Source organism: Dietzia massiliensis (genome assembly GCF_018390595.1).
Lineage (GTDB): Bacteria > Actinomycetota > Actinomycetes > Mycobacteriales > Mycobacteriaceae > Dietzia > Dietzia massiliensis.
In genome coordinates this window covers 1-10,646 of sequence record NZ_JAHBAV010000075.1, presented here as the reverse complement: position 1 = coordinate 10,646, position 10,646 = coordinate 1, and the positions used below count along the sequence as shown (strand labels likewise).

12 protein-coding genes and 1 pseudogene are annotated in these 10,646 nt (G+C 70.5%); 7 read left to right on the top strand and 6 right to left on the bottom strand.

The genetic code is table 11. The features are described from left to right. Window positions 1-110: 110 nt before the first annotated feature. Window positions 111-1,007: an endonuclease domain-containing protein gene (locus tag KHA85_RS15070; RefSeq protein ID WP_213186426.1), complete on the bottom strand. Its 897-nt coding sequence runs from the start codon at window positions 1,005-1,007 to the stop codon at window positions 111-113. Between the two features lie 410 nt (window positions 1,008-1,417). Between KHA85_RS15070 and KHA85_RS15065 the strand changes: the two genes are divergently transcribed. Next, window positions 1,418-2,452: an aspartate-semialdehyde dehydrogenase gene (locus KHA85_RS15065; protein WP_213186425.1), complete on the top strand. Its 1,035-nt coding sequence runs from the start codon at window positions 1,418-1,420 to the stop codon at window positions 2,450-2,452. Window positions 2,453-2,604: 152 nt separating this feature from the next. On the opposite strand, the gene KHA85_RS15060 is transcribed toward KHA85_RS15065, so the two are convergent. Then, window positions 2,605-3,537, bottom strand: a complete 933-nt coding sequence (locus tag KHA85_RS15060; protein ID WP_213186424.1) for a PRC and DUF2382 domain-containing protein — start codon at window positions 3,535-3,537, stop codon at window positions 2,605-2,607. 230 nt (window positions 3,538-3,767) lie between these two features. Between KHA85_RS15060 and KHA85_RS15055 the strand changes: the two genes are divergently transcribed. Next, window positions 3,768-3,929 carry a hypothetical protein gene (locus KHA85_RS15055; RefSeq protein WP_438802063.1) on the top strand — a complete coding sequence of 54 codons (162 nt, stop codon included), beginning with the start codon at window positions 3,768-3,770 and terminating at the stop codon, window positions 3,927-3,929. Here the strand turns inward: KHA85_RS15055 and KHA85_RS18130 are convergent. Next, the gene (locus KHA85_RS18130; protein ID WP_236885767.1) at window positions 3,916-4,179 is read right to left on the bottom strand and encodes a hypothetical protein; all 264 of its coding nucleotides are present in this window, start codon (window positions 4,177-4,179) and stop codon (window positions 3,916-3,918) included. The genes KHA85_RS15055 and KHA85_RS18130 overlap by 14 nt on opposite strands. On the opposite strand from KHA85_RS18130, the pseudogene KHA85_RS15045 reads away from it, so the two are divergent. Beyond that, window positions 4,081-4,359: pseudogene (locus tag KHA85_RS15045) on the top strand (Asd/ArgC dimerization domain-containing protein); the annotation flags it as partial. The gene KHA85_RS18130 and the pseudogene KHA85_RS15045 sit on opposite strands and share 99 nt — an antisense overlap. Before the next feature lie 30 nt (window positions 4,360-4,389). On the opposite strand, the gene KHA85_RS15040 reads toward KHA85_RS15045, so the two are convergent. Beyond that, window positions 4,390-5,289: a 3-hydroxyacyl-CoA dehydrogenase gene (locus tag KHA85_RS15040; RefSeq protein WP_213186423.1), complete on the bottom strand. Its 900-nt coding sequence runs from the start codon at window positions 5,287-5,289 to the stop codon at window positions 4,390-4,392. Window positions 5,290-5,624: 335 nt separating this feature from the next. Here KHA85_RS15040 and KHA85_RS15035 point away from each other — a divergent pair, with 335 nt between their 5' ends. From KHA85_RS15035 to KHA85_RS15025, 3 genes are all read left to right on the top strand, one after another. Then, the gene (locus KHA85_RS15035; protein WP_213186422.1) at window positions 5,625-5,891 is read left to right on the top strand and encodes a BatC protein; all 267 of its coding nucleotides are present in this window, start codon (window positions 5,625-5,627) and stop codon (window positions 5,889-5,891) included. Between the two features lie 6 nt (window positions 5,892-5,897). Beyond that, complete coding sequence (locus KHA85_RS15030) at window positions 5,898-7,109, top strand: cupin domain-containing protein (protein ID WP_213186421.1); 1,212 nt, start codon at window positions 5,898-5,900, stop codon at window positions 7,107-7,109. Between the two features lie 92 nt (window positions 7,110-7,201). After that, window positions 7,202-8,008 carry a ferredoxin family protein gene (locus KHA85_RS15025; RefSeq protein ID WP_213186427.1) on the top strand — a complete coding sequence of 269 codons (807 nt, stop codon included), beginning with the start codon at window positions 7,202-7,204 and terminating at the stop codon, window positions 8,006-8,008. Between the two features lie 73 nt (window positions 8,009-8,081). Here the strand turns inward: KHA85_RS15025 and KHA85_RS15020 are convergent, their stop codons facing one another. Together KHA85_RS15020 and KHA85_RS15015 are read right to left on the bottom strand one after the other, a co-directional pair. Next, on the bottom strand, window positions 8,082-8,885 hold the full coding sequence (locus KHA85_RS15020; protein WP_213186420.1) for a UbiA family prenyltransferase: 804 nt from the start codon (window positions 8,883-8,885) through the stop codon (window positions 8,082-8,084). A gap of 100 nt (window positions 8,886-8,985) precedes the next feature. Further along, entirely contained in the window at window positions 8,986-9,969 is a 984-nt protein-coding gene (locus tag KHA85_RS15015; protein WP_213186419.1) for a VOC family protein, read from the bottom strand. A 324-nt stretch (window positions 9,970-10,293) separates the two neighbouring features. Here KHA85_RS15015 and KHA85_RS15010 point away from each other — a divergent pair, with 324 nt between their 5' ends. Beyond that, the gene (locus tag KHA85_RS15010) at window positions 10,294-10,611 is read left to right on the top strand and encodes a hypothetical protein (RefSeq protein WP_213186418.1); all 318 of its coding nucleotides are present in this window, start codon (window positions 10,294-10,296) and stop codon (window positions 10,609-10,611) included. Window positions 10,612-10,646: the final 35 nt, after the last annotated feature.

Genomic DNA, 10,646 nt, shown 5'->3' with positions numbered 1-10,646 from the left:
ACCCACCCGCCGGCGCCCGCGTCCGGGCCACCCCGCATCGATAAGACAGTTCCGCACACATCGCCCGAGAGCGAGCGTGCGGAACTGTCTTTTCGTCGGCGGCCTTGCCATCAACCGCCGCGTTCCCGGACGCCGGCCCGGATGTCGGCCGCGGTGGAGTCTGCATCCCGGGTGATCATTGTGGTGGTGAGGGGGTAGACCAGCCAGCCCAAGCGGCGCAGTCGGTTCCAGCGGGTGAGGTCTTTGGCGTGCTGCGCAGGCTCGCGGTGGTGCTCGCCGTCGTACTCGACGCCGATCTTCAGATCACGGCGCGCGAGATCCAGAACATACGGAGACCCCGGCGCGGGTACCTGCGTCTCGAAGCCCGTGAGCCCGTGTCTGAGCAGCAACAGCCGGGCCCGCGTCTCCCACGGTGACCGGGCGCCGACGTCGCACAGGTCGAGGGCCGCGAGGACCTGTCGCTTGCCGGGGATCCGCCGGGGGTCCATCGCGAGGGGCCGCACGTCGCGCTCGGGGTCGACGCCGATACTCGGGCCCGCATCGAGCGCGCAGACGGCGTCCGTCAGGTCGCCGCGCCGCGCGATGTCGAACAGCGCCCACGCGGGACTCGCGGCCGGGCCGGCGCCCGCGGTCCCGGTCAGGTGGAAGACGTGTTCGGGCGGGATCGTGTACTGGCGACCGATCATGCCGGGCCGGCGCACCCGGGTCGAGCCGACGGCGAACTCGTCGGGGTAGGTCCGTGGCGGGAAGGGGTGGCCGTGGGCGTCTGCGGCAAGCCAGCCGGTCGCCACGGCTTCCGGGTACAGGGCGGTGATCGCGGTGATGCGGGTGAGCGGGTGGGTGCGGTCGGCGGTGCGTGGCACCCACAGGCCGCGGTGGTGCGGGACGAGACCGCTGGAGTGGAGGCGCCGCCCGCGTTCGGGGACGAGGTCGCGGGTGCGGCGGGGTGCCTGGTCGGGGCGCATGGACCAAGCGTCGACGACGACGAGCGCCACATCCCCGTCCATCCCGCGATTCCGGCGTCACCTGTGGAGGCGGACGAGGCTGTGGAGAAACGGGCCGCGGCCGATGAGCGGTCAGTTCCTTCGCGACCTGCCCGGGCGCCCCTCGGCGAGATCGGCGGCACCCCCACGCCATCGAGAAGACAGTTCCGCACACCCCACTCTCGGCCGATGTGAGCCGAACTGTCTTCTCGTTGGTCGGGTGCCGAGCCAGGGCCGGACGTCTGCGCGCGTCGGGGTCGGGTGCCGAGGCGGGCCGGCATGCCGCGGCGGGTCCGGCGGGGTGTGACGCGGGCCGCTGTCTATCGTCGCGGGCCTCGGTAGACTGGGCCGTCACACCGGTCGGTCGAGCGCAGGGCGGAGAACCCGTCCGCGGCGGGCCGGGTCGCCAAGACTTCCAGGAGTTGACCTCACAGATGACCACTGTCGCCGTAGTCGGAGCCACGGGCCAGGTGGGGCGCGTCATGCGTGCCCTGCTCGAGGAGCGGGACTTCCCGGCGGACAAGGCCCGTTTCTTCGCCTCCGCCCGCTCGGCCGGGACCACGCTGCCGTTCCGTGGCGAGGACATCGTCGTGGAGGACACCGCCGCCACCACGGACGAGGAGCTCGAGGGCATCGACATCGCCCTGTTCTCCGCGGGCGGCACCATGTCCAAGGAGCAGGCGCCGAGGTTCGCGGCGGCGGGCGCTGTCGTCGTCGACAACTCCAGCGCGTGGCGCAAGGACCCCGACGTCCCCCTCGTCGTCTCCGAGGTGAATCCGGACGCGGCGAAGAACCCGCCCAAGGGCATCATCGCCAATCCCAACTGCACCACGATGGCCGCGATGCCGGTCCTCAAGGCGCTGCACGACGCGGCCGGCCTCAAGCGCCTGGTCGTGTCGACCTACCAGGCGGTCTCCGGGTCCGGACTGGCGGGCGTGGACACGCTCAACGACCAGATCACCGGCAACGTCGGCGCGGGTCACGAGCTGGTGCATGACGGTTCGGCGCTCAAGGTCGACGAGACCGGGCCGTACGTCGCGCCGATCGCGTTCAACGTGCTGCCGATGGCGGGCGCGTTGGTCGACGACGGCTCCGAGGAGACGGACGAGGAGCAGAAGCTGCGCAACGAGTCGCGCAAGATCCTCGGCCTGCCGGAGCTGCGCGTGGCCGGCACCTGCGTGCGCGTGCCCGTGTTCACCGGCCACACGTTGAGCATCAACGCCGAGTTCGAGAAGGACATCACCCCGGACCAGGCGCGCGAGCTGCTGGCCAAGGCGCCGGGCGTCAAGGTCGTCGACGTGCCGACGCCGCTCGAGGCCGCGGGCATCGACGAGTCGCTGGTGGGCCGCATCCGCCAGGATCAATCGATCGAGGGCAACAAGGGCCTCAACCTCATGGTGGCGGGCGACAACCTGCGCAAGGGCGCGGCGCTCAACACCATCCAGATCGCGGAGCTGCTGGTCAAGTAACGCATCTGCTGGTCGAGTGGCCAGGCGCGGGCTGAACAGGTCGGGAGTACGACGACGACGAGGCCCCGCAGTCGCACACAGGCGAGAGCCGCCGCCCGGTCACGCGGACCGAGCGGCGGCTCTCCTCTTTCCGGGTTGAGACTCGGCCTACGTCAGCGACCGTCCGCCGTTCCCGACCGGCCATCGCGATGCCCGCGGCCGCCGCGGTCCTCCGTCACGTCACCTTCGACGTCGATGTGCTCGGTACGGAGTTGATCGGACACGGTCTCGCTGTCGGTGACCTTCTCCTTGCCCACGTTGACGCGCTCGCGCTCGACGGTCTCCTTCTCCACCACCGGCCGCTCCTCGCGGAGGACTATCTCCTCATCGCGGTCGCCGTCGGCGGTCTCGTCGAGGCCGCCCTTGCGAACCCTGCCCTCGACGTCCTCGCGCTCGACCACGAGCTTCTCTTTGGAGACCGGGACTTCGACTGCCTCGTTCTCGGTGGTCGTGTACTTGCGGAGCCGGACTCGCCCGGCCTCCTCTTCGCGGGTGCCCACGTTGAGGCGTTCTTCGTGGGCGGTGACGGTCTCGGTGCCTTCGTGATCCCGATCGCCCCTGCGCCGATCGTCGGCTCCGGCGGCACCTGCTGTGCCGGCGGCTCCTGCGGCACCCGCTGCCCCCGCAGTGCCGGCGACTCCTGCGGCACCCGCTGCCCCCGCGGTGCCGGGAGCACGATCATCGCGGTTGCCCAAGTCGGTGCGTGTGCCGGTCCCGCCGCCGCGCCGACCTCCGTCTTCGAGTTGGTAGTGCTCGTACAGACGATTCTCCTCGTCCGGGGAGAGGTGGCCGCCGGCGTCCACGCGGGGCGCGTCCTTGACCTGGTCTTTGGCGTACGTGACGTGGAGGTCGTCGCCCTCCATGCGTGCGCCCTGCAGTGGGACGAAGCTCTCGGACATTCCGAACAATCCCGTCGAGACGGTCGCGAACTTGGGCTCGTCGCTGTCGTCATCAAGGTAGATCGTGCCGATCTTGCCGATCTTTTCACCAGCGTGGTCGTACGCGGTCGCGCCGGTGAGTCGATCCAGTGAATCCTTGCCGATCATTTCGGACTCCTTACGTCGTCGGATCGTGCCATTGGCGACGTTAGGAGTCGCCATTGCCAGCCGCGACCGGAAGGTCGGCGTCGAACATTGCGGCCACCCCGAGGTGGTCACCTGTCCAAGGCTCTGGCCAGCATCACATCCGCTACACGGGGGGTCCATAACGGTTGCACCTCAACGCGATAGGAGCTGCAGCCCGGCCCGCCGATCTCGGCGGCGGCGCGATGCTCGCGATGGCCCACGACTACCGGGTGATGCGCGACGACCGCGGCATTACCGCGATGAGCACGGTCCACCGCTACCCCGGAGCCGAGGCGAAGGAGGCGGGCCTCGTCGACGACACCGCTGCGGAGTCCGACCTGACTTCCACAAGTTTTAGTGTCACTCTGCGTTGATCGCGTCGATGACGGCTCGTGCGGCGTCGGGGATTGTGGCTTCGACGAGCATTTCGTGGTCGCCGATGGCGACGGTGACGGTGCGCAGGGGCTGCAGGGTGGTCACGATCTTCTTGATCGACATGCCGGTGACGTCCTGAAGGTGCCGAGCCAGGAGCAGAAGCTGCGCAACGAGTCGCGCGAGATCCTCGGCCTGCCCGAGTTGCGCGTGGCCGGTACCTGTGTGCGCGTGCCCGTGTTCACCGGTCACACGCTGAGCATCAACGCCGAGTTCGAGAAGGACATCACTCCGGAGCAGGCCCGCGAGTTGCTGGGCAAGGCGGCCGGCGTGAGGGTCGTCGACGTGCCGACCCCGCTCGAGGCCGCCGGCATCGACGAGTCGCTGGTGGGCCGGATCCGCCGGGACCAGTCGATCGAGGGCGACAAGGGCCGAGGGGGCGGCGCCGCCTCGGCCCGTCGCTCAGTTGAGGTTCCAGTCCTCCACGGGCTCGATGATGTTGCCCTCGGAGTCGTAGCGATAGAAGCCCTGACCGTCGCCGAGTCCCGCCTTTCCGGCGTCGATTCCCTCCTGGAGCATGTCGGCGAACTTGATCCTGGTGGGATCGCCGGATGCGCGGGAGATGTTGGCGGCCACGTTGAAGCCGACCGTGTCGAACACCTGGAACGGGCCGTGCGGCGAGTTGGTGGCGGTGCGCCAGACGTTGTCGATGTCGGCGGGATTGGCGACGCCGTTGACGTAGAGGGCGGCGCCGGCGTTGAGCCACGGGACCAGCAGGCTGTTCAGGAGGTAGCCGGGCGTCTCCTTGTGGATGGGTACACCGACGAGGCCGATCTCGCCGGCGAACTCGAGGACCGCGTCGAAGTACTTCTTGTCGGTCTGCGGCGTGACCATGACCTCGCCGGTGTTGTAGCGCCACACGAGGTTGGCGAAGTGCAGGGCCAGGAACTTCTCGGGGCGGCCGGTGTCGGCGGCGAAGTCGCTGGGCCGCAGCGTCGAGGTGTTGGTGGTGAAGATGGTCTTCTCCGGCGCGTGGGCTCCGATCTGCGCCCAGACCTGCTTCTTCAGGTCGAGCTTCTCCGGGATCGACTCGATCACCAGGTCGGCGTCGGCGACCGCCTCGGCGATGTCCGTGGTCGTCTTGATGGATTTGATGGCGGCGTCGAAACGGGCCTCGTCGAAGTCGGGGAGGTCACGACGGTAGTAGCCGCGCATCCACTCCCATCGCTCGGGCAGTTCGGCGAGCAGTTCGTCCGAGATGTCGTAGCCGGTCACGGTCTTGCCGTGGTAGGCGGCCTGCATGATGATCTGGGATCCGAGTACGCCGGTTCCGAAAACGGTTACGTCGGTGATGTCGGTCAAGGTGATTGCAGCTCCTCTCGTTCACGCTGATGCGTGCGGTGGTTCCGCGAGACCGACGTTACGCCGGTCCGACCTGGGTCGCACAGGCTGACGGCAGTTTGCGTGTCGTGCGCCGTGAGAACCCCCGTCGGCCGATGCATGGGAACCGGCTGAGGCCCGCGGAATCGGTTGCTGCGGGCCCGTTGCGTCCGGTCGTGCCGAGGTCCGACCGGTGCCATAGTGGGAACCGGAACGGCCATTGTGTCCGGGACCACATTCGCGGGACCACGGTAGGGCACATGGCGACACCGCACGATCGTGCAGGTCATCGGCCTGCACTGACGAGAGGAACGCAGATGGCCATCAACGACGACGACATGACCACCTCCGCTGCCCAGGGCGAAGGGGTCGCCGACGGCGGCTCCAACCCGGGCGGTCACGACGGCGGCGCGGACGGGTCCGCACACCACACCAAGGGCGAGGGCGAGGGCCTGGCCGACGGTGGCTCGAACCCGGAGGGTCACGACGGCGGGGCCGACGGGGCTGCCGATGTCGGCGAAGGGCCCGCTGACGGCGGGTCGAACCCGGACGGTGCTGATGGCGGCGCCGACGGTACGCAGTGATCCCTGGTGCTGGAGCGGTGCATCGGCTGCGGACGCGATGAGTTCGCGGACGAGGTCTGGGGTCGGCGTCCGCTGCTGACCCGCTCGGCACAGCTGCCGCGCGACTTCTCGGACCTGCTGTCCCCGGCGATGGTCGACGAGATCATCGCCGAGCGGGGCGTGCGCACGCCGTTCGTCCGGATGGCGCGGGAGGGCTCGCTCGTGGACCGGGCGTGCTTCACCCGCGCCGCCGGCTTCGGTGCGCAGATCGCCGATCAGATCGACCCGGACGGGATGTTCACGCAGTTCGCGGGCGGGGCGACGATCGTGCTGCAGGGCCTGCACCGGTTCTGGCCGCCGATCATCGACTTCGTTCAGGGCATGAACGCGGACGTCGGCCATCCGGTGCAGACCAACGCGTACATCACCCCGCCGGCCAATCGGGGTTTCGACCCGCACTACGACGTGCACGACGTGTTCATCCTCCAGGTGTCGGGCGCCAAGCGGTGGCGGGTGCACGAGCCCGTCCACCACCATCCGCTGCCCGACCAGCCGTGGACGGATCATCGCGAGGCGATCTCGGCGCGGGCCGCAGACGAGCCGGTCATCGACGAGGTCCTTGAGCCCGGGGACTGCCTGTACCTGCCGCGTGGCTGGATCCATTCGGCGGAGGCGCTGGGCGAGACGTCGATCCATCTGACGGTGGGCGTCGCGCCTCTCACCGGGATCGACATCGCCAGGGCGGTGCTTGACGGCCTGGCCTCGGACGAGGGACTGCGGGCGTCGTTGCCGCTCGGTCTCGCCCCGGTAGCCGCCGATCGGACCGAGGACCACGTGCGGGAGGTGCTCGCGACGATCGCCCGGTTGGCCACCGAGGAGCCGGACGCGATCGCGGCGCGGACCGGGCGGGCGCTCGCCGCCCGGTACCTGGAACTCACGCGGCCCGCGGCCATCCGCCCGTTGGCCACCCTCGATGCCGTCGCCGCGCTCGACGCCGACACTCCGGTGAGGTGGCGCGACGGCCTACACGGTTCGATCGGCCCGGCTGCTGTCGCCGACAAGGTCGTTCTGCGCCTGCCCGACAAGTCGATCACCTTCCCGGCGGAGTGCGAGCCCGCGCTGCGGGAGATGATCGACGGCGACCCGGTCAGCGCCGGCGCGCTCCCGGGACTGGACACCGCGGACGGCGTGGTGGTGCTGCGCCGGTTGCTGCGTGAGGGTGTGGTGGTGGCTCTGTGAGCAGGCCTGCGGACTGGGAGCCGTGCAGTGACTCGTCGCTGCGCCGCGGCGATCCCCTGGAGGGGTCGGGCTCGCGGGGGCTGCGGTGGCTGATGGTCGAGCTCGCGGGTCCGTGGGGGTACTCGGCGTTGCTGGACTCCCCGAACCTCCTCCCGACGGAGCTCGGCCGCGAGATCGCCGGCCGCGCCCAGGAGGCCGACGTCAGGGTGGCCGCGATCCGCCGACCGGGTCGTCGTCGTCACCCAGAAGAGCGACGCTGGCGGTGGGCGCTGGCCGACGCGCGGCCCGGGCACGAATCTCTGCGGTGGGGCGAGGTCGACGGGCCGGTCGGCTACGCCGAGATCCCCCTCGACGGCTCCGCCGGCTCTCCCGGCGGGGAGCCGCTGGTCGCGGTGTGCGCGCACGGTAAGCACGATCAGTGCTGCGCGGTGCGGGGCCGGCGCGCTGCGGGGCTCATCGCCGACCGGTATCCGGAGTTCACGTGGGAGTGCTCGCACCTGGGTGGCGACCGCTTTGCCGCGACGATGCTCATCCTGCCGCACGGCCTCTACTACGGGCGTGTCGATCAGGCGGAGGATCCGGCCGAGATCGTCACGCGATACACCGAGGGCCGGGTCGACGAGCGGTACCTGCGCGGACGCAGTAGCTTTTCGGCGGCCGTGCAGAGCGCGCAGCACCACGCCCGCGCGGTGGTGCCCGACGACAGGATTGACGCCTTCGCCCCGCTCAGCGTTGTCGAGCGCGACGAGCACGTCGAGGTGACGCTCGCGGGCCCGCGCGGTCCGGTCGAGGTGTGGCTGCGCGAGACCTACTCGGAACCGATCTTCACGATGTGCCGGGCCCACGCCGCCGGCCCGGTCCGGCAGTGGGAACTGCTCGAGGTCAAGACCGGCGCGTAGCACCGGGCGCGGGTGAGAAACCCGAGACGACGACAACGACAACGACGACGACGAGGCGCGCAGCTGCGCAGCGTCATCCGATCAGCAGCATGACGACGTTGACTCCCGCGATGGCGATCGCCGCGTAGAACGGCGTCTTCCCCGTCGTGCGGGTCGCCGCCACCGCCAGCACGAGCACCACGGCCAACAGGACCCACTGGCCGGTCGCCGGCGGCGTGCGGCTGCCCAGGACGGCGACGACGGAGGCGGCGACAAGCGTCAGCGCGGCCAGCGGCGGGACCGCCGCGGGTGCGAGTCGGTGGGGGAGTCCGCGAACTCCGGTCGCCGCGTCGTCGGCGAGGTCGGGAATGGCGTTGAGCAGGTGGGCGGCGAACCCGAGCAGGACACCCACGGCGACCATCCACCACGGTGGCAGAACGGCCGGGTCGCGGGACAAGGCGACCACGGCGGGGAGGAAACCGAACGCCAGCGAATACGGGAGCCAGGACAACCAGGTGGACTTCAGCCCGGCGTTGTAGGCCAGGGCGGCGCCGATCGCGAGCAGGTGGAGAAGGCCCGCGCCGAGCCCGCACAGCAGCGACGCCGCCACGCACACTACGCCTGCGGCGGCGGTCGCCGAGCGCACCAACCCCGCGGAGAGCCGGCCGGTCGCCAGCGGCTTGTCGCGGCGGCCGACCCGGCGATCCCGCTCGAGGTCGATCAGGTCGTTGGTCCATCCCACGACCAGCTGGCCGCTGAGCACGGCCACGACCAGGGTCACCGTGGTGCGGGCGCCCACCCCCATGCCCGTGGCGAGGAGCGCGGTGAGGACGGTGACCGCGAGCCCTGGAACGGGATGGGCGGCCCTGGGGAGCAGGAGAGCCCGGGGCGTGCTCATGGCTCCATGCTGTCGTCGACGGGCCGCCGCCGAGTGGGTTTCGCACGACGCCGCCCGGTCGCTCGGACCGGGCGGCGTCGGTGTCGCGCCGAGGGGCGTGTCAGGCGGGCGCCGCCGCGGTGTCGACCACCGGCTCGGACAGCGACTCGGCCACGGCCTCGGCGGCGGGCTCCTCGAGCGGGAGGGTGCAGGCCAGGGGCTCGCTGCCGGACCAGTCGTGGCCCCAGTAGCTGTCGGCGGTGATGTTCTGTGGCAGGTACTGGCCCTCGTCCACCATGAGGCCGTCGTAGCCGTACTCGATGTCCCAGCCGCCGGGGGCGCGCAGGTAGTAGGACACCATCTTGTCGTTGGTGTGGCGGCCGAGGGTGGAGGAGATGCCGAACCCGTGCTCGGTGGTGCGCTCCATGGCCTGGGCGACCATGTCCATCTCGGCCACCTCGAGCATGATGTGGACGATCCCGGGGCCCATGTGCGGGGCGGGCATGACGGCGAAGCTGTGGTGGCGCGGGTTGACGCCCATGAACTGGATGCGCAGCGGCGGCATGCCCGGGGCGGCCGGGAAGGGGAACGCGCCGCGGGTGTGGAAGCCCAGCACGTCGCGGTAGAAGCCGATGGTGGCGTCGTAGTCGGTGGTGGGGACCACGAGGTGGCCCAGGCCCAGCTCGTCGGTGACGAACTCGGTGCGGTACTTGGTGGAGACCGTGGAGTGGTCCAGCTCGGCGCCGTGGAAGATCTCCAGGCGCTGGCCGCAGGGGTCCTCCAGGGCGATCGCGCCGTCGACCTTGATGGCCTGCGCCTCGTCGTGGGTGAGGTCGCGGTAGGCGATGCCGTGCTCGGTGAGGGTGGCCCGGACGCGGTCGAGGGCGATCTCGTCGCGCACCTCCCAGCCCACGGCGGCGAGATCGTCCTTCTCGGCGCGGCGCAGCGTGATGCGGCGGGCGCGCTCGTTGAGGCGCAGGTGGAGGGTGTCGTCGTCGCCGCCGGCGCCCTCGCCCAGATCGAGGACGTCGTGGGCGAGGGTGCGCCAGCGGTCGAGGTCGGTGGTGTCGATGGTGAGGTAGCCGAGGGCCCGGATGTCGCCCATGGAGTGTCCTTTCGCCGATGAGGGTCCCGGCGTGCCGGGGTGCCGCCGTCCGCCGCGCCGAGCGCGCCGGGGAGGGATGAGGACACTGTGACCGCGTTGTGGCGCGCGTCACCAGGCAATCCTGCTGGGTGGGAAAGGTGCAGGTGGGGCGGGGGGTGTTAGGGCGACGACGACGAGGTGCGCAGTCTCGGATGGTGGGCGAGCCCCGTGACCGGATTTGCGCGTCCTCAAGTGTGTCTGCGGCTACCTCGGCGCCACCGACCAGATCATCGACTCGGTCCTGGAGCGCGCGGACCGCACCCGTGGAGGACGATCACGACCGCTGTGCGCATCACCGGTGAAACCCTCGCGGGCACCCCGGACCTGCCGCTGCTCGTGTGCAGGCCCGGCCGCGGGGTGCCGGCACGGGAACCGTGGGGGGCGGGTGTCGCCGCACGGCTGGGGGACCGGTTCCACGTGGTGACGGGGGAATGTGACGACGACGAGCTGTCCGATCGCGCGGCCGATCTCCTCGACCCGGTGGTGCAGTACATCGACGGGGTGTGCGCCGAGCGCACCGACGCCGGCATGGCTGTGCGCCGGGCGGTGCTGGGTAATGCGGCCCTTCCGGATCCGGAGTGCATAGCTGGGGTTCGCCGGTGATGCGGTGAGGCACAAGATGTAGGGGTCCTGGGGCG

Bases quoted from the DNA above. Each gene is read 5' to 3' on its own strand.
- KHA85_RS15070 (WP_213186426.1), bottom strand. From the start codon at position 1,007: ATGGACGGGGATGTGGCGCTCGTCGTCGTCGACGCTTGGTCCATGCGC.
- KHA85_RS15065 (WP_213186425.1), top strand. From the start codon at position 1,418: ATGACCACTGTCGCCGTAGTCGGAGCCACGGGCCAGGTGGGGCGCGTC.
- KHA85_RS15060 (WP_213186424.1), bottom strand. From the start codon at position 3,537: ATGATCGGCAAGGATTCACTGGATCGACTCACCGGCGCGACCGCGTAC.
- KHA85_RS15055 (WP_438802063.1), top strand. From the start codon at position 3,768: ATGGCCCACGACTACCGGGTGATGCGCGACGACCGCGGCATTACCGCG.
- KHA85_RS15035 (WP_213186422.1), top strand. From the start codon at position 5,625: ATGGCCATCAACGACGACGACATGACCACCTCCGCTGCCCAGGGCGAA.
- KHA85_RS15025 (WP_213186427.1), top strand. From the start codon at position 7,202: ATGGTCGAGCTCGCGGGTCCGTGGGGGTACTCGGCGTTGCTGGACTCC.
- KHA85_RS15020 (WP_213186420.1), bottom strand. From the start codon at position 8,885: ATGAGCACGCCCCGGGCTCTCCTGCTCCCCAGGGCCGCCCATCCCGTT.
- KHA85_RS15015 (WP_213186419.1), bottom strand. From the start codon at position 9,969: ATGGGCGACATCCGGGCCCTCGGCTACCTCACCATCGACACCACCGAC.